General features: G+C 73.9%; 17 protein-coding genes. 7 read left to right on the top strand and 10 right to left on the bottom strand.

Annotation, left to right across the window (positions count from 1 at the left end):
- Positions 1-764 precede the first annotated feature (764 nt).
- Together ACFXG1_RS05665 and secD are read left to right on the top strand one after the other, a co-directional pair.
- Entirely contained in the window at positions 765-1196 is a 432-nt protein-coding gene (locus tag ACFXG1_RS05665; protein WP_384723876.1) for a hypothetical protein, read from the top strand.
- A gap of 271 nt (positions 1197-1467) precedes the next feature.
- Positions 1468-3849: a protein translocase subunit SecD gene (secD, locus tag ACFXG1_RS05660; protein WP_384741277.1), complete on the top strand. Its 2382-nt coding sequence runs from the start codon at positions 1468-1470 to the stop codon at positions 3847-3849.
- A 250-nt stretch (positions 3850-4099) separates the two neighbouring features.
- Here secD and ACFXG1_RS05655 read toward each other — a convergent pair whose 3' ends face one another.
- From ACFXG1_RS05655 to ACFXG1_RS05645, 3 genes are read right to left on the bottom strand one after another with little or no spacing between them, the layout of a single operon-like run.
- Positions 4100-4597, bottom strand: coding sequence for a GNAT family N-acetyltransferase (locus ACFXG1_RS05655; protein ID WP_384722583.1), 498 nt, complete (start codon positions 4595-4597; stop codon positions 4100-4102).
- A gap of 21 nt (positions 4598-4618) precedes the next feature.
- Complete coding sequence (locus ACFXG1_RS05650) at positions 4619-5002, bottom strand: VOC family protein (protein WP_384722580.1); 384 nt, start codon at positions 5000-5002, stop codon at positions 4619-4621.
- Positions 5003-5048: 46 nt separating this feature from the next.
- The gene (locus ACFXG1_RS05645) at positions 5049-5777 is read right to left on the bottom strand and encodes a siderophore-interacting protein (RefSeq protein ID WP_384722577.1); all 729 of its coding nucleotides are present in this window, start codon (positions 5775-5777) and stop codon (positions 5049-5051) included.
- A gap of 109 nt (positions 5778-5886) precedes the next feature.
- Here ACFXG1_RS05645 and ACFXG1_RS05640 point away from each other — a divergent pair, with 109 nt between their 5' ends.
- From ACFXG1_RS05640 to ACFXG1_RS05630, 3 genes are all read left to right on the top strand, one after another.
- Positions 5887-7983 carry a penicillin acylase family protein gene (locus tag ACFXG1_RS05640; protein WP_384741274.1) on the top strand — a complete coding sequence of 699 codons (2097 nt, stop codon included), beginning with the start codon at positions 5887-5889 and terminating at the stop codon, positions 7981-7983.
- Positions 7973-8608 (top strand): GNAT family N-acetyltransferase, encoded by a 636-nt coding sequence (locus ACFXG1_RS05635; protein ID WP_384723000.1) that lies wholly within the window; start codon positions 7973-7975, stop codon positions 8606-8608. Before ACFXG1_RS05640 ends, ACFXG1_RS05635 begins: the two co-directional genes overlap by 11 nt.
- 374 nt (positions 8609-8982) lie before the next feature.
- Positions 8983-10566, top strand: coding sequence for a PP2C family protein-serine/threonine phosphatase (locus ACFXG1_RS05630; protein ID WP_384722250.1), 1584 nt, complete (start codon positions 8983-8985; stop codon positions 10564-10566).
- A 53-nt stretch (positions 10567-10619) separates the two neighbouring features.
- Here ACFXG1_RS05630 and ACFXG1_RS05625 read toward each other — a convergent pair whose 3' ends face one another.
- Positions 10620-12122, bottom strand: coding sequence for a hypothetical protein (locus tag ACFXG1_RS05625; RefSeq protein ID WP_384741270.1), 1503 nt, complete (start codon positions 12120-12122; stop codon positions 10620-10622).
- A 230-nt stretch (positions 12123-12352) separates the two neighbouring features.
- Between ACFXG1_RS05625 and ACFXG1_RS05620 the strand changes: the two genes are divergently transcribed.
- Positions 12353-13483, top strand: a complete 1131-nt coding sequence (locus ACFXG1_RS05620; RefSeq protein WP_384715569.1) for an aminoglycoside phosphotransferase family protein — start codon at positions 12353-12355, stop codon at positions 13481-13483.
- A 120-nt stretch (positions 13484-13603) separates the two neighbouring features.
- On the opposite strand, the gene ACFXG1_RS05615 is transcribed toward ACFXG1_RS05620, so the two are convergent.
- Complete coding sequence (locus ACFXG1_RS05615) at positions 13604-14194, bottom strand: hypothetical protein (protein ID WP_384715572.1); 591 nt, start codon at positions 14192-14194, stop codon at positions 13604-13606.
- Positions 14195-14641: 447 nt separating this feature from the next.
- Between ACFXG1_RS05615 and ACFXG1_RS05610 the strand changes: the two genes are divergently transcribed.
- Positions 14642-16843 (top strand): germacradienol/geosmin synthase, encoded by a 2202-nt coding sequence (locus ACFXG1_RS05610; RefSeq protein ID WP_384715575.1) that lies wholly within the window; start codon positions 14642-14644, stop codon positions 16841-16843.
- Positions 16844-16916: 73 nt separating this feature from the next.
- Here ACFXG1_RS05610 and ACFXG1_RS05605 read toward each other — a convergent pair whose 3' ends face one another.
- Genes ACFXG1_RS05605 through ACFXG1_RS05585 form a run of 5 tightly spaced genes read right to left on the bottom strand, consistent with a single transcriptional unit; the run spans position 16917 to position 21477 of the window.
- Entirely contained in the window at positions 16917-17417 is a 501-nt protein-coding gene (locus ACFXG1_RS05605) for a hypothetical protein (RefSeq protein WP_384715578.1), read from the bottom strand.
- Positions 17418-17468: 51 nt separating this feature from the next.
- On the bottom strand, positions 17469-18650 hold the full coding sequence (locus tag ACFXG1_RS05600) for a thiolase domain-containing protein (protein WP_384715581.1): 1182 nt from the start codon (positions 18648-18650) through the stop codon (positions 17469-17471).
- Complete coding sequence (locus ACFXG1_RS05595; RefSeq protein WP_384741264.1) at positions 18650-19714, bottom strand: thiolase domain-containing protein; 1065 nt, start codon at positions 19712-19714, stop codon at positions 18650-18652. Before ACFXG1_RS05595 ends, ACFXG1_RS05600 begins: the two co-directional genes overlap by 1 nt.
- The gene (locus ACFXG1_RS05590; protein WP_384723959.1) at positions 19711-20700 is read right to left on the bottom strand and encodes an OB-fold domain-containing protein; all 990 of its coding nucleotides are present in this window, start codon (positions 20698-20700) and stop codon (positions 19711-19713) included. Before ACFXG1_RS05590 ends, ACFXG1_RS05595 begins: the two co-directional genes overlap by 4 nt.
- Before the next feature lie 21 nt (positions 20701-20721).
- Positions 20722-21477 carry a crotonase/enoyl-CoA hydratase family protein gene (locus tag ACFXG1_RS05585; protein WP_384741305.1) on the bottom strand — a complete coding sequence of 252 codons (756 nt, stop codon included), beginning with the start codon at positions 21475-21477 and terminating at the stop codon, positions 20722-20724.
- Between the last annotated feature and the right edge of the window lie 21 nt (positions 21478-21498).

The following is a 21498-nucleotide window of genomic DNA, read 5'->3' as shown; positions in this document are numbered from 1 at the left end:
CTCATTCCGTTCGATTCCCAGGGGCTGTACGCGGCCGGTCGGCCGCCGCCGCTCGAACAGGCCCCGCGACCTCGGGCCGCGCCTCGGGGGCGGGCGGCGCTGAACGGACGATCAGCGCCGCCCGGGGCGCCGGGGGCCTCGCCGCTCCGACCCGCGGGCACCCCGGGCGCACCCCGGAGCGGTTCACCCCGGCCCCGTGCGGGGCGGGCGCGCCGGACGCCGGGCCCGGCCAAAAGAGGTTCTTGCTCCGACGGCGGCACGGACGTCAGGATTCCTAAGCGCCGCTTGACAGGAGCATGACCTCGGATGAGTCCCCGGGGTCCCTGTCGTCGGCGTTCACCGAGGGCCCGCCCCCCAACGGGCCCGGATTTCCCACCCGGAGGAAGCAGTGCAGACCCGAGTGTCCGTCCCCCCACAGCGGCACCTCCCGGCACAGGCGGCCGAGGCCGTGGCCACGGGTCCGGTGACCGTGACGGCGCTCGTCGCTTCCGCCGCCGTGGCCCGGCCGGGCGGGGGCGTCTGTCCCGTCCCCGCCCGACCGCTCCGCCGGTTCCGGTAACCGGCGCCACCGAACGGCTCGGGCCGGTGGCCCCCTGTCGGCGGGGGGCCACCGGCCCGGCCTCGTCTCCGTACGGCCGGGTGTCCCGTCCCTGGATCCCGCCCGGACGGGCGGTCCCGGCTCCGGGCGCTCCGCGGGCCGTTGGGCCGCGGGATCCGGGCTAGGCTGTCCCCGGTATACGGTCCACGACCGGGAGGGGGTCGGAGTGCGGCGGCACCTACGCGCGACGCTTCCCGCCCTCCTGTCGGCGGTGCTGCTCGGGGTCTGGGCCCTGATGGCCGTCTTCACCGGCGGGGCACCGGTCTCCGGCGCCCCCGTCGCGACGGGCGTGGCGGCCACCCCGGCCTCCCCCGTCCGTTACGAGGGACCGCAGCGCCATTCCGCGGCCCGCCCCGACCCCCGTCGTACGGCGATGACCGCGGCCGTGTCCGTGGTGGCCGCGGACACCGGTGAGCGCCCGGCGGGGCCGCCGTTCGCCGCCACGGGGCCCGTGCTCCACGCGGGCATCCTGCCGCCGGCGGGCCGCGAGTGCGCCGGCCCCCGGCAGGAGCGCGCGCCGCCGTGCCCGGCCGGTGACTCCCCTCGTACCCGCGCTCCCCCTTCCCTCCACGGCGACCAGGCCGTTTCGTCGACGTAACGCCGTCCGCCCTTCGGGCGGCAGCGCGCCTTCACGACACGAGACGGCCCGGGATTCCGGCGATCCGCCCGTCCGGCGGAACGCCGTCGTACGCCGCGTCCGCGCGCCCCCTTCCGTACCCGTGATCGGGTGACGGGACGGGCCGACCGCCGGACGTGCGCCTTCCGGTACCTGGCGCGCCCTGCCCCCTTCGTGGTGGCGGCGGCCCCGGACCGGCCCTCTTCTCCTGTTCGCGGGCGCCCGGCGGCCGCGTACGAGCCGTGGAGCGTTCATGTCATCCGGTCCCTCGCCCACCCGCCGTTCAGCGGGCGGGCCCCGTAAGACTCGTCACACCCGTAAGGCCGTGAAAAACCACAGCACGTCCCGTGGCACGCTGTGGCGGGCGATCGCGGCCTTCGCCGTCGTCGCCGTCTCCCTCCTCGTCGCCGTGAGCAGCGCGCCCCGTCTGGGGCTCGATCTGCGCGGCGGTACCCGGATCGTCCTGGAGACCCGGGACTCCCCCACCGTGAAGGCGGACGCCGCCGCCACCGACCGGACGCTGGAGGTGCTGCGGCAGCGGGTCGACGCGCTCGGGGTCGCCGAGGCGTCGCTCGCCCGCTCCGGCGACCGGCGGATCGCCGTCGAACTGCCGGGGGTACGCGACCCCCGGGAGGCGGCGGCCGCGATCGGCCGGACCGCGCAGCTGACCTTCCACCCCGTGACGGGCGCGGCGGCAGGACCGGCGGGCGCGCCCGCCGGGGACGGGTCCCGGGTCCTGCCCGACCCGGACGCGCCCGGCAGTTTCCTGGCCCTGGCGCCGCCCGCGCTGACCGGGAACGGGGTGAAGGACGCCGAGGCCGTGCTCGACAGCGCGTCGGGCCGCGGCTGGACCGTCGATCTCGCCTTCCGGGGCGACGCCGGGAAGGACTGGGCGCGGATCACCGGTGAGGCGGCGTGCGCCCCGCCGGGCGATCCGGCCCGGCGGGTCGCGATCGTGCTCGACGACCGGATCGTCTCGGCACCCGGGATGGAGCGGACGGTGTCCTGCGGCGCGGGCATCACCGGGGGTTCGGCGCAGATCACGGGCGGTTTCAACGGGGACGAGGCACGGGAGCTGGCCGCGCTGGTGAAGGGCGGCGCGCTGCCCGTACCGGTCTCCATCGTGCACCAGAGCACCGTGGGCCCGACCCTGGGCGCGGACGCGATCCGGGCCAGCTTCTGGGCGGCGGTCATCGGGCTGGTGTGCACGGGGACGTTCATCATCGTCGTGTACCGGCTGCTGGGGCTGCTGGCCACGGCGGCGCTGGCGCTGTACGGGCTGATCTCGTACGCCGCCGTGGTGGCGCTGGGCGCGACGCTGACGCTGCCGGGGCTCGCCGGGTTCGTGCTGGCGATCGGGATCGCCGTCGACGCCAATGTCCTCGTCTTCGAACGGGCCCGGGAGGAGTTCCCGCGTCCGGGCCGGTCGCCGGTGGATCCCCGGCGCCCGCTCCGTATCGGCTTCGACAAGGCGTGGAGCGCCGTCGCCGACTCGCACATCACCACCCTGCTGGCGGCGGGGCTGCTGTTCGCCTTCGCCACCGGTCCGGTGAAGGGCTTCGGGGTGACGCTGGCCATCGGCGTCCTGGCGTCCCTGGTGTCGGCGATGGTCATCACCAGGCTGTTCGCCGAGTGGACGCTGAACCGCTCGTGGATCCGGCGGCGGCCGGGGCTGACGGGGATCGCGGCGAAGGGCCGGCTGCGCACCCGGCTGGAGAAGCGGCCGCCCCGGCTGATGCGGCGGCGGAAGCTGTGGCTCGGGCTGTGCGGCGGGCTGCTGCTGGCGGCGGTCGCCGGGATCGGGATACGCGGACTCGACTTCGGGGTGGAGTTCACCGGCGGACGTCAGACGGAGTACGTCACCGGGCGCGTCGTCGACGCGGACACCGCGCGGCGGGCGGTCGCGGAGGCCGGGTTCCCGCGGGCGGTGGTGCAGGAGTCCGGCGAGGGCGGCATCACCGTAAGGACCGGTGAGCTGACCGACGCGGAACAGACCCGGATCCGGGAGGCGCTGGGCGAGACGGCGGGCGGTGCGCGGGTGGAGCGGGACGAGCGGATCGGGCCGAGTATGGGGTCCGAGCTGCGGACGCAGGCGCTGATCGCGCTGGGCGTCGCGATCGCCGCCCAGCTCGGATATCTGGCGCTGCGGTTCCGGTGGACCTTCGCGGTGGCGGCGGTGGCCGCGATGGCGCAGGACGTCCTGCTGGTGGTGGGGTTGTTCGCCTGGCTCGGCAAACCGGTGGACAGCATCTTCCTGGCGGCGCTGCTGACGGTGGTCGGCTACTCCGTCAACGACTCGGTCGTCGTCCTCGACCGGCTGCGGGAACTGCGGCGGTCGGCGCCGCGCGCGGCCTGGCCCGATCTCGCGGACCTGGCGGTGGCGCAGACCTTGCCGCGGACCGTCAATACGGGGATGGGCGCGCTGTTCGTCCTGATGGCGCTGGCGGTCCTGGGCGGTGACTCGCTGACCGACTTCTCGGTGGCGCTGCTCGCGGGGGTGGTGGCGGGAGTGGCGTCTACGGTGTTCACGGCGATGCCGCTGGCGGTGATCCTGACCTCCCGCCGCCGCGACCGGGCCCACCGCCCGGACCGGGCACGGGCACGTGACCGCGATCCGTCGGGCGCGGTGGTCTGAGCCGGGCGGGGTGCCGCGCGTTCGGGGAGCGCCGGGCGGCCGACGGCCGCGGGTGGTTGATCGCGGTTGCCCGCGCCGCTGGATGCCCGGGGTGCCCGCACCTCGGACGGCCGGGCACCCCGGGCGTTCGGCCGTCCCGAAGCCGACCGTCGCGGGTGGTTGATCGCGCAGTTCCTCGCGCCCCTGGATGCCCGGGGTGACCGGACCCGGGACGGTCAGGACACCCGGGGTGCCCTGCGTCACTGGATCTTCAGGGGGTCGGGGGGAGCCGGAAGTAAAGTTCGGGGCGGGGCCAGGCGACCGCAGGCGGGTCCGCGGGGATCGTGCCGGTGGGTTCCGCGCCCATCGCGCGGTAGAAGCCCTCGGCGGGCGGGTGCGAGACGACCCGGACGGAGTCGAGGCCGAAGCCGCGGGCCTCGGCGGTCATATGGGCGATCAGCAGCCGGCCGATACCCAGGCCCTGGGCGCGGTCGGCGACGAACATCAGGTCCAGTTCCGCGGCGTCGAGCAGCAGGGCGTAGAAGCCGAGGGGGCGGTCGTCGGTGTCGGCGGCGACATGGACCCGGTGGGTCTCGATGTAGACGGGCCCGACGGTGAGCCGGGTGACCATCGAGGCGTAGTGGCCGTCGTAGGCACGGGAACGGCGGACCATCCTGGTGAGCCGGGCCGCGTCGGCGCCGGTCGCCCGCCGGACACGGATGCCGTCGGCGCGGGGCGCCGGGACCGCTGCCGTGACGGGTGAGCTCATGGCGTGAGTATGACACGCGGGTCAGGTGTGCAGAAAAAGACAGAAAGGGTGACCAGCGGGGTCGAACAGCACCCGGACGTCGTCCTGCGGCCGGCCGGCCGCCTCGCGGGCGCCGAGGGTGAGGGCGTACGCGGCCGACGCGTCGAGGTCGTCGACGTGGAAGTCGAGATGGAGCATCTTCTGCTGCGCGCCCGGCTCCTCGGGCCAGACCGGGGGTTCGTACCCCCGCTCCCCCTGGAGGGCGAGCCGGACCCCGGCGCCGCCCAGCGGCTGGAGGAGGATCCAGTCGGGTTCGGCGGCCCGCACCTCCCAGCCGAGGAGCCGCCGGTAGAACTCGGCGAGCCGGGCGGCGTCGGCGCAGTCGAGGACCACGGTGGCGAGCACGGGCCGGGGCGGCGGGGGCACGGCGATCCTCCGGTGATCGGCCCGGCCGCCCCGCCGCCGGTCGGCGTCAGGCCGTCGCGCGCCAGTAACCGAGCGCGTTGACACGGTCCTTGGGGAGGGCGAGTTCCTTGCGGACGTACGAGCCGAGGGTACGGGTGGTGGCCGTGTCGCAGGCGATCCAGACGTACGCGGTCGTGGGGTCGCCGATCAGGGCGGGCAGGGCGGCCTTCACCTCGGCGACCAGCCGGGCGCCGCGGTCCTCGCGGGGCACCGTGCGCAGTTCGTGGAGGCCGGGGTCGAGCCGGAACGGCAGTCGCGCGTCGGACTCGTGGCCGGTCTCGAAGAAGACGGTCGCGGGCACACCGGGCAGGGCCTCGATGAGGGAGTTGAGCGCCGGGAGGGACGCGGGGTCGCCGACGGCGACGATCCGCCCGGGGGCCGGGTCGGGGACCGTGAACCCGGTGCCCTGGAGGGTGGCGTCGATCGTGTCGCCGTCCCGGGCGGCGCGCGCCCAGTCGCAGGCGGGCCCCTCGTGGAGGGCGAACTCCATGCTGAAGGTGCCCTTCTCCGGGTCGGGGTCGACCAGGGTGTAGGCGCGCTGATGGGGTTTGCCCGCGTTGTCGAACCAGACGCGGACCCACATCGTGGGATGGACACCGGTCTGCGCGAGCATGTCGCCGTCGGTGAAGTGGACGCGGTGGAAACGGTCGCCGACCGCCTCGGTCCCGGTCACGGTGAACCGGAAGTCCTTCCCCCGCATCAGCTTGAGGACCACACCCTCCCAGCCATGCCCCACGCCCGACTCCTTCCGCTTCGTTCGTGTTTGTTCATCCGAACGCTCGTGCAGTAACTTAGGTCAGCCTAACCTAAACGAGGTGGGTCGTGGTCATCGAGGGGCGGGACAGGTGAACTTCAAGGTCTACCGGGACGACTGGGGGATTCCGCATCTGCGGGCGGAGGGTGCCGACGGGCTGGCGCACGCGCAGGGGTGGAACGCCGCGGTCGACCGGGCGTGGCAGATCGAGGTGGAGCGGAACCGCTTCCAGGGCACATCCGCGTCCTTCCTGGGCGCGTCCGCCGCCGGCTGGGACCGGTTCGCGCGGCAGGCCCGTCTCGACGACACGGCGCGGCGCTGCTACGAAGCGCTGGACGACGCGACCGCCGCGTGGGTCCGTCACTACGTGGCCGGGGTGAACGCGGGCATGGCCGAAGGGGCCCGGCGCGCGCCCCAGTTCGCCGAGGTCGGTCTGGAGCCGCGGCCGTGGGAGCCGTGGGTACCGCTCGGGATCTGGCTCGGGACGCATGTCCTCTTCGCCGGCTTCCCCACCAAGATCTGGCGCGAGGAGGTGGCCCGCGCCCTCGGTGACGCGGCCGTGGAGCTGTTCTCCGCCGAGGGCGCCGACGGGTCGGGGAGCAACGGCTGGCTCGTCGGGGCGGGCGGTACCGCGCACGGCGCCCCGCTGATCGCCGGGGATCCGCACCGGCCGGTCGAGGACCCGGGGGTCTATCAGCAGATCCGGCTGGCCTGCGACGAGTTCGACGTGGTGGGGCTCGCGATGCCGGGGGTCCCCGGCATCGCGCACTTCGGCCACGCCGGGTCCGTCGCCTGGGCCATCACCAACGCCATGGCCGACTACCAGGACCTGTACCGGGAGCGGCTGCGCGACACGCCCGGCGGCGGACTGGAGGCCCTCGGGCCCGAGGGCTGGCGGCCGGTGCGCGTCCACACCGAGACCGTGGAGGTCGCCGGGGGCGCGCCGGAGGTCGTCGAGGTGCTGGAGACCGATCGCGGCCCGGTCGTCGTGGGCGGGCGCGGCGACACGGAGGTGCTCGCTCTGCGGACCCCGTCGCGGGTCACGTCGGATCTCGGCTTCGCCGCGCTGCCCGCGCTGCTGCGGGCGCGTACCACCGGCGACGTCGACCGGGCGCTCGACGGATGGGCGGAGCCGGTGAACGTGGTGCTGGCTGCCGATACCGAGGGCGGGCTGCTGCACCGGGTCGCGGGCCGGGTGCCCCGGCGGCCCCGGGAGAACCTGCTGCGGACCGTGCCCGCGTGGGAGGCCGCGTACGTCTGGCGGGGCTGGCGGACCCTGCCGGCGGCGGCCGTGGGGGCGGTCGCCGTGATGGCGAACGAACGGGGGATCGCGGAGCCCCTGGGCGTGGAGTTCGCCGCCCCCCACCGGGCCGAGCGGATCCGGGAGCTGCTCGGGACGCGGCGGCTGTGGACCGCCGACGGCATGTCCTGCGTGCACATGGACACCCGGCTCGACTCGGCCCGCCCCCTGCTCGCGGCGCTGGACCGGCTCGACGGGCTCGGCCCCGCCGCGACCGCGGCCCGCGCCCGGCTGCTGGAGTGGGACCGGCGGATGGACGCCAACAGCACCGACGCCGCCCTCTACACCGAGGTCCGGTCCGCCGTGGTCCGGCGGCTCGCCGCGCACCCCTTCTTCGCGGGGCTCGCGAAGGCCGTCGGGAACGGCGACTGGCCCGATGAACTGCTCCCGTGGACCGCGTTCGTGCCCCGGGTCGGCTTCGCCCTGGAGAAGCTGCTCGGCTCGGCGTTCCTGCCGCCCGGGGATGTGACGGCGGCGGTCCGCGGCGCCCTGGAGGAGGTCGCGACGGCACGGGCGGGCACCGCGCGGCAGGAGCCCGTATGGGGCGACCGGCACCGGCTCGCGCCCTGGCAGGCGCTGCCGGGCGGGAAGCACGACGAGGCGCCCGAGGGCGGCTGGCCCGGTCTGTCGGGCGACCACGACTGCGTCCTCGCCACCACGAGCGTCCCCGGCGTCACGGATCTGAGCTGGCGCGGCCCCGCCGCCCGCTATGTCTGGGATCTGGCCCGCCGCGACAACAGCCGCTGGATCGTGCCGCTGGGCGCCTCGGGCGTCCCCGGCGACCCCCACCACCGCGACCAACTGCCCCTGTGGCTGACGGGAGGGCTCGCGCCCGTGGTCACCGACTGGAACAAACTCACCGAGGAGAACCCGACCGATGTCCACTGAATCCCCCGAATCCCCCGCCGCCGCGCCCCCCGCGAGAACGGCTTGCCCCGCCGTGCGCGAGGCCGTCCACGAGCAGAAGGTCGACGGCTTCGGGACGGTACGCGTCGTACCGCTGGACCCGGCCGCCGACCTCGACGTCGTGCACGGATGGGTCACCGCTGAGCGCGCCCGGTTCTGGGGCATGCTCGACCACACCCGCGAGAAGGTGCGGGAGATCTACGCGTATGTGGACTCCCTCCCCACCCATCACGCCTTCCTCGTCGAACGGGACGGCACCCCGGTCGCGCTCTTCCAGACGTACGAGCCGGCCGCCGACCCGGTCGGCGAGTGCTACGACGTCCTCCCGGGCGATGTGGGCGTCCACATCCTGATCGGCCCGGCACCCGACGGGACCCCCACCGGGGAACGCGGCTTCACGACCGGGCTGATGACGGCCCTGATGGAGTTCGTCTTCGCGGACCCGGCGGCCCTGCGGGTCGTCGTCGAGCCGGACGCCCGCAACGAGAAGGCCATCGCCAGGATGCTCGCCGCGGGCTTCGAGGCGGGCCCCGAGATCCAGAAGCCGGAGAAGCGGGCCCTGCTGGCGTTCCTGGGCCGGGAGCGCTGGGCGGCCGCGGTCGGCTGATCCCCCGCCGCGTGCGGGGGCCGCGCCCGGGGAGGGGACGGGCGCGGCCCCCGCGCGCACCGATCGGGACACCGTATGCGGGAGACGGGGACGGACATCCGCCCGGAGACCGAAAGCCTTTGCGGGACCCGTCGATCGCACGGGTGTCTTCCTCCGGAGCCCCTTCCGCACGGCGCGCCCGGCAGGGTACACAGGGTGCTGATCACCCCGGGAGGCACCCGGCGCGCCCCGCTTTGGCATATGCCAACAGCATCGGCTGGTCGAGTGTTGCCAAATGCCTTACGAGCTCTCGCTCCCTGTGCAACAGTCGTAACGACCCTTGTTCCGACCGTGACCCAGACCGGCCCGAGGCCACGCCTGCATCGGAGTACGACATGCCGTCCCACGTGTTCGAGGACCGCCCCGGCGACCTTCCGGAGGACGGATCCGGCACGGGTTCCGTCGCCGTCGACGCGCTGATCAGCCGGACCCGCCGGCTGAGGGGGGCGGTGGACCGGGTCCGCCGTGACACCGTGACGGACGAGGATCATCCGCAGGACCGCTGGCGGCGGGCCCTGTGCGATCTGGCGGTCCATCAGCTCGATGATCTCGGCGCCCAGCTGGGGCAGTTGCGCCGGGGCCTGTCCGACGAGGCACCCGGCGGCGAGGGCGACCGCGCCCTCACCAGCCCGCCCGTCCGCCTCCCGTACCCCGATCCCTTCGAACAGGTCGAGCAAGTCCGGCAGGTCGAGCGGATGGCGCCGGCCGGCCCGCAGGAGCCGCAGCCGCGGTACGACGCGCCCGAACTCGCCGCGTACGAGGCGGATCACGCGCAGGGCTCGGGATCCCTGCTGAGCCGGGTCGGCAGCGCCGAGTGGAATCTGCTCACCGACGCGGTCAGCTGGTCCGACGAGCTGTACGGCATCCTCGGCCGGCCCGCCGGCGGTGACGCCATGACCCTCGACGAGCTGCCGTCCGTGGTCCACCCGGACGACCAGGCGCTGCTGACGACCCTGGTGACGGGGTGCCTGGTCGACGGACGCCCCATCGACGGGGAGTTCCGCGTCGTACGGCCCGACCGGCAGGTGCGTACGGTCCATATGATGGGCGAGCCGGTCCTCGGCCCCGACGGCTCCACGGCCTCGATGTGGGCGGTGTTCCGGGACGTCAGCGCCCTGCGCCGGAGCGAGCTCGCGGTACGGGAGAGCGGTGAGACCCTGCGGCGGCGGCGGCACGCCGAACTGGCCGAACGCCGGATGGCGGTCGAGTTGCAGGAGGCGGTCCTCCCGCCCTGGCGCGGCTCCCTCACCTTCCCCATCGGCGGACCGGCCGAACTCGACGTCGCGGCCCGCTACTTCCCCTCCGGCAACTCCGATCTGATCGGCGGCGACTGGTACGACGCGCTGGAGCTGCCGACCGGCGCCTTCGTCCTGAGCGTGGGCGACCTGACCGGGCACGGGGTGGCCGCCACCTCGTCGATGGCGATGCTCCTCGGCGCGCTGCGCGGGATGGCGGTGGCGGGCGTCGCCCCCGGGGCGGTGATGGGCCATCTGAACCATCTGCTGGAGACCTCCGTCCAGCCCACCCTCGGCAGCGCCGTCTGCTGCCAGATCGACCCGGCCCGGCACACCCTCACCTGGGCGCAGGCGGGCCATCCCGCCCCGCTGCTCTTCCGCGACGGGACGGGACGGACCCTGCCCCCGCCGGACGGCGTCCTGCTGGGGGCCACCTCGGCCCCGGAGTACGAGCAGAACGAGGTCCAGCTCCGCCCCGGGGACCTGCTGGTACTGCACACCGACGGACTGACCCGTACCGCCGCGGCCGACGAACCGTCCGGTACCGCCCGGCTGCTGGGTCTGGCACCGGTGTTAGCCGGGGCCCGCGACGCCCAGGACGGCGTACGGCTGGTCGCCGAGGCGTTCGGCGGCGCCGGACGCACGGACGACGCCTGTGTGATGGTGGCCAGGATCGGCGAGTAGGACTTCCCGCACGACCGGGCGACGGGGCGACGGGGCAGCCGGATGACGGGGTATCAGGTCGTGCTGAGCCGGGCCCGTTTCGACGGGCTGTACGGCAGCGCCCGCTCCAGCTCCTCCCGCAGGGCGCCGACCGTGGCGTGGTCCGAGTACCGCCCGGTCAGCCGGTACATCTCCCGCAGCCGGTCCCATGTCCGGTGCGACGAGGTCTCCCCCATAGACACCAGGGCGAGCCGGGCGTAGCGGTCGGCCTCCTCCGGGTCGTCGGAGATGAAGCAGGACGAGGCCATCGAGATGTAGTCGAAGATCTTCGACCGCTGCCGGCCGCCCTCCCGCAGCTCCAGCGCCTTGCGGGCATGGCCCTGCGCGACGGTGGCGGCCGACGGCTCGTGTTCGGCGAGCGTACGGTAGGCCAGCGCCTCCATCCCGTGCAGATCCGCCTCGTCGAACATCTGCATCCAGCACGGTGGCGGCACATCGCTCCGGTCGGAGACGAAGAGCTGCTCCGCCTCGCCGAGCTTGCGCCGCATGGCAGACCCCTCGCCCATCGCCGCCTGGGCCCATGCCTCGATGGTGCAGAACATCGCCCGGGTCCTCGGCAGGGTCTCCACCCCCGACCCGGACTGGGCCAGCTTCATCAGATCGAGGGCCTCGTCGGGACGGCCCAGATGGATCATCTGGCGGGCGGCCCTGGAGAGCGCCTCACCGGCCCGGGGCCGGTCGCCGCCCTCGCGCGCGGCATGCGCGGCGATGACGAAGTACTTCTGGGCGGTGGGTTCCAGACCGACGTCGTGCGACATCCATCCGGCGAGTACGGCGAGATTGGCGGCCACGCCCCAGAGCCGCTGCTGGATATGGCCGGGATGGCGGTAGGCGAGGATCCCGCCCACCTCGTTGAGCTGGCCGACGACGGCCTTGCGCTGGAGTCCGCCGCCGCGGGAGGCGTCCCAGGCCCGGAAGACCTCGACGGACCGTTCCAGGGCCGCGATCTCCTGCGATCCGATGGGCGCGGCCTCGTAGCGGTCGTACCCGGCGGGGTCGGCGAACGCGGCGGTCGTGGTGAAGGAGGAGTCGGTCACGAGTGCGGGTTCACTGTGCAGCACGTCGTACATGGCGCCGGTGAGTGCGGAGCCCGCGGCGAGCGCAGCGCCCGCGCCCACCAGCCCGCGTCGGTTGAGCATGAGGTCCATTCCCGTGAATTCGGTGAGGACCGACGCCGTCCGGTCGGGCGCCCAGGGAAGGCCGTCGGGGTTCGCCGCGTGCTCCACGGCCCGTGTGCCCTTGCCCCTGCCCGCTCTCCCGTTCCGGACGAAGCCCAGGTCCTCGGTGGTCACGACACGGCCGAGCCGCTCGGTGAAGAGGGCGGCCAGCACCCTCGGCACGGGATCGCGGGGGGTCTCCCCCATGTCGATCCACCGCCGTACCCGTGAGGTGTCGGTCGCCAGCTGCGGATGGCCCATGGCCGCCGCCTGCCGGTTCACGAGTCTCGCGAGTTCACCCTTGGACCAGCCGGCCATGCCGAACAGGTCGCTCAGACGGGTGTTGGGTCCGCCGGTCACGTAAGCCCCCAGATTCTCGGCTGAGTCGACAGTAGTCCTCCGCCAGGGGGGTGGCGACTATTCGCCAGGGTTCGCCAGGGTCCGCCACATGGTGTGCCACCCGTGCGCTGGTGTGACGTAGGAACGCGCCACCCCGGCCCCGCCGTAGGCCGCACTCCCCCCGGGTGCGGGGCCCTCGGGCCGGATCGGCGCAGGCAATCCGTCGGCACACGAAGGGATCTGCTCCCCCCATGTACACAGCATCGTCCTCCGTGTCCGTCCCGATCCGGCCACTGCGCCCCGGCGTGCCGGCCGGCGCCGGACCGTATCTCGATCCCAAGCCCGCCGCGGGCCGGTTGCGGCGGCCCGCGCCGGCGGTGGGCCAGCCGCTGAGCGGCAGAATCGATCTGTCCGGCCCCCAGGGCGCGCAGCTGAGGATGGCGGTCGCCTCGGTGCACCGGATCTGCCCGGAGTTCCATCCGGTGCAGGTGCTGCGGCGCAGCGGGCGTTCCGTGCTGATCGTCGGGACGACCGGGCGCACCACGGCCGTGGCCAAGTGTCTGCTGGACCACTCGCCGGCGTGGACGGAAAGGTTCCGGCACGAAATAGCGACGTACCGCACCTTCGTCCGGCACCGTCCCCAGGATGTCCGGGTACCGCGGCTGGTGGCCGCGGACCCGGAGAACTGCACCCTGGTGATCGAGCGGATGCCGGGCAGGGCGGCGGCGCTGAGCAGGCATCCGGCGGAGGCACCGCCGCGGCCCGATGTGCGGTCGGCGGTGGCCGCGATCACCCGGCTCAACGACTGGCGGCCGCCCGCCGGTCTGTTCGAGGCCCCGCTGGACTACGCGTCCCGGATCACCCGCTACCACGAGCTGGGGTTCTTCACCGATCGCGATCTGGGGGATCTTCAGAAGCTGCTGCGCGGTCCGTGGTCGACCGGCGGGCGCGGCACGGTCGCCGAGTTCTGCCACGGCGACGCGCTGCTGTCGAACATCCTGCTCTCGCCGGCCGGTCCCGTCCTGGTCGACTGGGAGCACGCGGGCTGGTATCTGCCGGGGTACGACCTGGCGACGCTGTGGGCGGTCCTCGGTGACGCGCCGGGCGAGCGGCGGCGGATCAGCCAGCTCGCGGGGCGCAAGGGACCCGCGGCGCGGGACGCGTTCCTGGTCAATCTGATGCTGGTACTGACCCAGGAGATCCGTACCTACGAGACGGCGGTGCAGCGGACGATGCGGGAGGCGCCGTCGGTGAGCGGTGCGACGGGCGGCGGGCCCGGTGGCCTTTCGGCCGGTGAGGAGCAGCGGCTGCTGCTGCGGCGGCTGCACGACGACTGCGCGATGGCCCGCAGGGCGGTACGGGCGGCGGTCGGTACCCGCTGAGTATCCTTCCGGGGGCGTGCGCGGACGTCCCCCCGGGTCGCGGTGCGACCCCTGCGATGGGCCCGGTGCCTCGGCACCGGGCCCGCCGCATGTCCGGGACCGCCCGATGGGTCCGGTGGGTCAGCGGGTGCGGCCGGTGACGTACCGGGCGAGCACTTCGGCGTCGGGGAAGCCGGGCGGCAGGGCGATCGTTTCCCGGTGGTCGCAGCGGTCGCGGTGGGCGGGGTCCGGCAGGGGGGTGACGCTGAGGGAGTGGACGCGGCGGATCTCGCGGCCGGCGGAGTCCTCCACCCGGGTGATGTGGTGGACGGCCCGGTCGATCTCGTCCCAGGCGAGGACGGTGGGCCGGTGGGCGCCCTGGCGGTAGTGCGCGAGGCCGTCCTCGTACAACTGGAACCAGATCGCGGGGCGTTCGGGGCCCGGCCGGTGGGCGACGGCGACGAGTCCGACGATGAGGGTGATGAGGTAGCCGAAGCCGAGTCCCAGGACGATCCAGCCCGCGTGGTCGGTGTCGCCCCACGCGCGCGCCAGTCCCCAGGTCGTGACGGTGCCGACCAGGAGGGCGATGGAGCCGATGGCGGCCGCCTGGAGCCAGGAGCCGTTGCGCCGGCGTCCGCCGACGGCGTGGTGGGCGGGGCCCGCCCAGCCGCGTTCGCGGGCGGCGTCGGTGAGGAGTTCGGCGATGTCGTGCGGGACTCCGACCCTCTGCATCTGCTCCCCCCACTGCCGGTCCCGGCACCGGTGCCGGGTGTTGGTGTACGGACAACCCGGCAGATCGTACACGGAGCGTCGAACGTCCGTCCCATGACCATTCCCGGGGTCCCGCCGCCGGTCGGCGGCCCGGACCGGTGGGACGGCGCGGATCGGGGCCGGGCGTCCACCCCGGGGCGGGCGCACCGGTGTTCGAGCCGCCGTTCCGCCGGGGGTACACAGCTCGGGGCGGCCGGGGTGCGGGACGCGCGCTCCGGGGCGTGCGGTCCGTCAGGGCTGGTGGGGCGGGGTGTCCGTCACCCCGGGGGGCGCGAGGCGAATGGCATGCGCCCCACAGGTGAATCCGTACGACGGTATGACTCGTTGAAGGGGAGTGTGCTCCGTCCGGGGGACGGGCAGACATGGGCCGCAAGAACGTTCCGCCCCGATCCGAGAGGCCCGGCACGCATGGCTCAGCCCTTCGTCCTGCCCGATTTCTACCTGCCGTATCCGGCGCGGCTCAACCCGCACGTCGAGACGGCACGGACGCATACCCGGGCATGGGCCCGGGAGATGGGGATGCTGGAGGGTTCGGGCATCTGGGAGGAGCGGGATCTGGAGGCCCACGACTACGCGGGGCTCTGCGCCTACACCCACCCCGACTGCGACGCGGAGACCCTCGCCCTGGTCACCGACTGGTACGTCTGGGTCTTCTTCTTCGACGACCACTTCCTGGAGGTCTTCAAGCGGACCCGGGACCGCCGGGGCGGCAAGGCGCATCTCGACCGGCTGGCCGCGTTCATGCCGGTGGATCCCGCGGCAAAGGTGCCGGAGCCGGTCGATCCGGTGGAGGCAGGGCTGGCCGATCTGTGGCGGCGTACCGTGCCCGCCATGGGCCGCGGCTGGCGGGCCAGATTCACCGAGTCCACCCGCAATCTGCTGAACGAGTCCGACTGGGAGCTGGCCAATATCGACGAGGGCCGGGTCGCCAATCCGGTCGAGTACATCGAGATGCGCCGCAAGGTGGGCGGCGCGCCCTGGTCGGCCCAGCTGGTGGAGTTCGCGGCGGGGGCGGAGCTGCCCGCGTCCGTGGCCCGCGCCCGCCCGCTGCGGGTGCTCACCGAGACTTTCGCGGACGCCGTCCACCTCCGCAACGACCTCTTCTCCTACCAGCGGGAGGTCGAGGACGAGGGCGAGCTGAGCAATGGGGTCCTGGTGCTCGAGACCTTCCTCGGCTGTACGACGCAGGAGGCGGCGGAGTCGGTCAACGATCTGCTGACCTCCCGGCTCCAGCAGTTCGAGAACACCGCGCTGACGGAGGTCCCGGCGCTCTGTCTGGAGCGGGGGCTGCCCCCGGACCAGTGCGCGGCGATCGCCCTGTACGTCAAGGGGCTCCAGGACTGGCAGTCCGGCGGCCACGAGTGGCATCTGCGCTCCAGCCGCTATATGAACGAGCACGCCGGGACCCGCGGCGGCCCCTTCGGCAACTCGCTCTTCGGCGGCGCGCTCGGCAGCTCCGCGCTCGATGTGCGCACGCTCTTCGGCCGGCCCGCAGCCGCCCGGCGGCGGGCCCTGTCGCACACCCCGCACCGGCGGACCGGCCCGTCGCTGCTGCCCGAGTTCGATCTGCCGTTCCCGCTGCGACTGAGCCCGCACCACGCGCGGGCCCGGGAGGCGTCGATCGCCTGGACGGAGCGGATGGGGCTGCTCGGGGACATCTGGGACGGTCCCATGCTGCGCGGATTCGACCTCGCGCTCTGCTCTGCGGGGATCGACCCGGACGCCACCCCCGAGGAGCTGGAACTCAGCGCCCTCTGGCTGACCTGGGGCACCTACGCGGACGACTACTACCCCATCGTCTTCGGCCGCCCCCGCGACGTGGCGGGCGCCCGGCTGACGAACGAACGGCTGATGGGCTGCCTGCCGCTGGACGACCCGGCCGCCGCCCCCGCGTTCGCGGTGAGCCCGCTGGAACGCGCGCTGGCGGATCTGTGGGTACGGACCGCCGGGCCGATGACGCCCGGGGCCAGGACCGAACTGCGGACCGCGATCGGGGCGATGCTGGACAGCTGGATCTGGGAGCTGGGGAACACGGCACAGCACCGGGTGCCCGATCCGGTGGACTATCTGGAGATGCGGCGCGCCACCTTCGGCTCCGATCTGACAATGCTGCTCAGCCGGCTGCGGCACGAGCGGGGAGTGCCGGAAGCGGTGCTGCGCAGCGGCCCGGTGGCCGCCCTGGAGAGCGCCGCCGCGAGCTACGCCTGTCTGGTCAACGACCTGTTCTCGTACCAGAAGGAGATCGAGGTCGAGGGCGATCTGCACAACGCGGTGCTGGTCGTGGAGACCTTCTTCGGCTGCGACTATCCGTCGGCGGTGGGGATCGTGGCCGATCTGATGCGGGGCAGGCTGCGGCAGTTCCTGCATATCAAGGCGCATGAACTGCCCCTGATCTGCGCCGACTTCGGACTCCGGGCGGCGGAGCGCGCGGCCCTCTCGGCCTATGTCGGCGAGCTGGAGGACTGGCTGACGGGCGTCCTCCACTGGCACCGGACGGTACGGCGCTACGGCCCCGACGACGTCCGGTCGGGGGCGGGGACGGCCCGGCTCGGGCAGCCGTCCGGGCTGGGGACGTCCGCGGCCCGACTGGCGACCCTCCTGGCCCGCTGACCGGAACCGGGAACCGGGACGGATATGGGAAAGCGCCGGGCGGCCCGCCGGGGCCGCGCGGCGCTCCGCGGACTCAGCCCTGCTGGAACAGCTCCGCGGGCAGCGGCTTGAGCAGCGCGTACAGATCGTCCGTGATGGGGCGGTCCCAGCTGGCGATGGTCACCAGGACATGGTCGCTGCGGTCGAACTGGACGCAGGAGATCCGGCTCTCGGAGAGCTTCAGCCGCCGTACGATCAGCAGATTGTCGCCCTGCATCACGGGGACGTCCTCCGAGCCTGTGACCTCGACGGGCTCGTCGTTCTCCAGGGCCAGCAGCAGCTGGGCGACCTCGAAGGGGATCTGGCCCTCCTCGAGGTCCCGGGCCGGGGAGCCCTCCGGAAGATTGCCGATGATCATGGCGGGGCCCCGGCCGCCGAACAGGTCGTACCGGAGGAAGACGCCCTGGCAGGTGCCGTCGGGCGCGGGCAGCAGCCCCGCGCCGAGATTTCCGGGCCAGTCACCCGGGTCCATGGCCAGGACGTCGAAGTCCGGGCCCGCGGGTGTGGCGGGGCTGCGGCGGCGGAGGAAGGACATACCGCCATGGTACGTGGCCGGACGCGGTGACCGGACTCCGGGCGGGCGCCTTCAGGTGGTGGGGGGTTCGGCGCCGACCAGCCACATCGCGAAGAACTGGGACCCTCCTCCGTAGGCGTGGCCGAGGGCCCTGCGGGCCCCGTCGATCTGGTGCTCACCGGCCTCGCCCCGCACCTGCTGGGCCGCCTCGGCGAAGCGGATCATGCCGGAGGCGCCGATGGGGTTGGTGGAGAGCACTCCGCCCGAGGGGTTGACCGGGAGATCGCCGTCGATTGCGGTGGCGCCGGACTCGGTGAGTTTCCAGCCCTCGCCCTCGGCGGCGAAGCCGAGGTTCTCCAGCCACATCGGCTCGTACCAGGAGAACGGGACGTACAGCTCGGCGGCGTCGATCTCACCGCGCGGGTCGGCGATCCCGGCCTGCCGGTAGACCTCGGCCGCGCACTCCCGGCCGGCCCGCGGGGAGACGAAGTCCTTGCCCGCGAAGAGGGTGGGCTCACTGCGCATCGCGCCGCCGTGCATCCAGGCGGGCGGGCGCGGGGAGCGGGCGGCGCCCGCCCGGCCGGTGAGCACCATGGCGCAGGCGCCGTCGGACGAGGGACAGGTCTCGGAGTAGCGGACCGGGTCCCAGAGCATCGGGGACGACAGGACCTTCTCCAGGGTGATGCCGGGCTCGTGGAGATGGGCGTACGGGTTTCTCAGAGCGTTGCGGCGGTCCTTGTAGGCGACGAGGGCGCCGGTGCCGGCGGGGGCGCCGCTGCGCCGGATGTAGGCGCGGACATGGGGGGCGAAGAAGCCGCCGGCCCCGGCGAGCAGCGGCTGCTGGAAGGGGACGGGCAGCGAGAGGCCCCACATGGCGTTGGACTCGGACTGCTTCTCGAACGCGACGGTGAGGACGGTGGTGTGGACGCGGGCGGCGACGAGCTGGGCGGCGACCAGCGCCGTTGAGCCGCCGACGGAGCCCGCGGTGTGGACCCTGAGCAGCGGTTTGCCGACCGCGCCGAGGGCGTCGGCGAGATACAGCTCCGGCATCATGACGCCCTCGAAGAAGTCGGGGGCCTTGCCGATGACGACGGCGTCGACGTCCGCCCAGTCCAGTTCGGCGTCGGCGAGGGCGCGCAGGGCCGCTTCGCGGACGAGTCCGGCGATGGAGACATCGCGGCGGGCGGCGGTGTGCGCGGTCTGGCCGACGCCGACGACGGCGACGGGCTCTTTGGACACACGGGGGGTCGGCATCACCGGGGGTCCCCTTCCAGGACGGTGACCAGGTTCTGCTGGAGGCAGGGGCCCGAGGTGGCGTGGGCGAGGGCGCGGTCGGCCTCGCCGCGGTGGATCGCGGCGGCGGCCTCGCCGATCCGGATCAGTCCGGCGGCCATCATCGGGTTGGCGGCGAGCGCTCCGCCGGACGGATTGACCCTCACGCTCCCGTCGAGGTCGAGGGCCCGGCGCAGCACCACCTCCTGGGAGGTGAAGGGGGCGTGGAGTTCGGCGAGGTCGAGGGGGCGGCCGAAGGCCCCGGCGCCCTTTGCGGCGAGCCGGGTCGACGGCGAGTCGGTGAGATCGCGGACGCCGAGCGAGTGGGCCTCGGTCCGGTGGTCGGCGCCGGTGATGTAGGCGGGCCTGGCGCACAGGTCCCGGGCCCGGTCCCCGGCGGCGAGGATCACGGCGGCGGCGCCGTCGCCGACGGGCGGGCAGTCGCCGGTGCGCAGCGGGTGGACGACGGGTTCGCCGTGCGGGACGGCGCCGCGGAGCTGGGCGGCCGGGTGGTGGGCGGCGTCGGCGCGGCTGCGGGCGGCGATCGCCGCCAGCGCGGGTTCCGTGGTGTGTCCGGCGTCGATCAGGGCGCGGGCCTGGAGTGCGGCCAGGGACACCGAGTCGGGCCACAGGGGGGCGGTGTAGTAGGGGTCGAGCTGGCGGGTGAGGACGTCCCGCAGCGATCCGGGGGACGACTTTCCGTGGGCGTAGACGAGGGCGGTGTCGGTCTCGCCGGTGAGGAGCCGTACCCAGGCCTCGTAGAACGCCCAGGCGCCGTCGGTCTCGACATGGGACTCGGAGATCGGGGGCCAGGCGCCGACGCCGTCGAGGGCCATGGTGAAGGAGAAGGCGCGGCCCGCGAGGTAGTCGCAGGAGCCGGAGCAGGTGAAGCCGATGTCGGCGGTGCGCAGACCGGTCGCGTCCAGGACCCGGTGCAGGACCGGCATCAGCATCTCGACCTCGGAGACGTCGTCGGCGCGCCGCCGGTGGACGGTCTGTGCGAAGGCGACGACCGCGACGGGGACGGTGCCGGGTGGCGGTGTCACAGCAGCTCCTTGTAGGTGTCGTAGGCGGCGTCGGGTTCCCCCGTGGGGCGGTAGTGGTCGGGATGGCGGGCGTCGCCGGTCCAGATGGGTTCGACCCGCAGTCCCATCCGGACCTCGTCGTAGGGGATGCCGGCGATCCGTCCGTGGAGGGCCAGGTCGGCGCCGTCGAGGGCGATATGGGCGTAGACGTAGGGCACCTCGATATCGAGGTTGCGGGCCTTGATGTTGACGACGCAGAAGGTGGTGACGGTGCCGCGGGGGCCGACGTCGACCTGGTCGGTGGTGGCGACCCCGCAGGTGGGGCAGGCGCCGCGGGGCGGGACGTAGACCTTACGGCAGGAGGGGCAGCGCTCACCGGTGATCCGGTGGCCGGCGAGGGCTTCGAGATGGCGGGTCTGGGCGCGGCCGGGGGTGTGGGTGTAGTCGAGCCGGGCAGGGGTGACGATGCCGGTGACGGGGTCGTCGAACACGCCGTCGTGGGGGTGGGGTGCGCCTCGGGCGGGCTCCGCTGGGTCCGTGCGGTCCGCGAGTTCGAAGCAGGCAATGTCGGTGATGGCGCCGGTCCGTCGTCCGGCCCAGCGGATCCGGACCCGCGCCCCGGTCCGTACGGCTTCGGGTCCCGGCGCGTCGAGGACGTGCAGCAGGGCCGTGTCGGCGCCGTCGAGCCGGACGAGGACCCAGGCGAACGGTGTGGTGAGCGGCTGGTTCGGGCGCGGGTCCGGGTTCCACGCCCAGGTGGTGACGGTCCCGGTGGTGCCGACCTCGACCAGGTCGCGGAGTTCCGCGGCGGTGGCGGGGTCGTACTCGACGGGCGGGACGAGGACCCCGCCGCCCGTGGTGCGCACCCCGAGGACGACGCGTTCGCGCAGCCCGGTGAGGAAGGCGCTCTGGACCGGGCCGAGGGACCGGGTGAAGGGGAACTCGACGGTCAGGGGGGCGGTCGGGGGGCGGCTTCCGGCCGGGACGGGGGCGGGCACGGTGGTCATACGGGCGGGCTCCTCGACGGATCAGCTGCGGCGGTAGACGGGGGCGCGCTTCTCGGCGAAGGCGCGGGCGCCCTCCTGGGCATCACCGGTGTCGAAGACGGGCCGGCCGCGGGCCAGCTCGGCGGCGAGGCCGTCCTCCTCGGAGAGGGCGGCGGTCTCGTACACCGACGCCTTGACGGCCTCGACGGCGAGCGGTCCGCAGGCGTTGACCAGCTCCGCGACGGCCAGGGCCTTCGCGAGGGCGGTGCCGTCGGGGACGACCTGGCCGATCAGTCCGATGTCGCGGGCCTCGGCGGCGCTGTAGGGGCGGCCGGTGAGCAGCATTTCCAGGGCGTGGGTACGGGGGATCTGGCGCGGGAGCCGTACGGTGGAGCCGCCGATGGGGAAGAGGCCGCGGCGTACCTCGAAGAGTCCGAAGACGGCGCTCTCGCCCGCGATCCGGATATCGGTTCCCTGGAGGATCTCGGTACCGCCCGCGACACAGGGGCCCTCGACGGCGGCGATCACCGGTTTGCGGGGGCGGTGGTGGCGCAGCATCGCCTTCCAGTGCAGATCGGGGTCGGCCTTGAGCCGGTCGCGGTACGGGTCGCCGGGTGCCGGGCGGCCCGCCAGCGCCTTGAGGTCCATGCCCGCGCAGAACGCGCCGCCCGCGCCGGTGAGGACGATCGAGCGGACGGTGTCGTCGGCGTCGGCGGCCAGCCAGCCGTCGTGGAGGCCGACGAGCATGGGCGGGGAGAGGGCGTTCCTCGCCTCGGGGCGGTTCAGGGTGAGGATCATCGTGGCGCCCTCGCGGGTCAC

The organism is Streptomyces sp. NPDC059248, from assembly GCF_042753905.1.
GTDB lineage: Bacteria > Actinomycetota > Actinomycetes > Streptomycetales > Streptomycetaceae > Streptomyces.
Note: the sequence above shows the minus strand (reverse complement) of the source record. Positions and strands in the feature narration are given on the sequence as shown.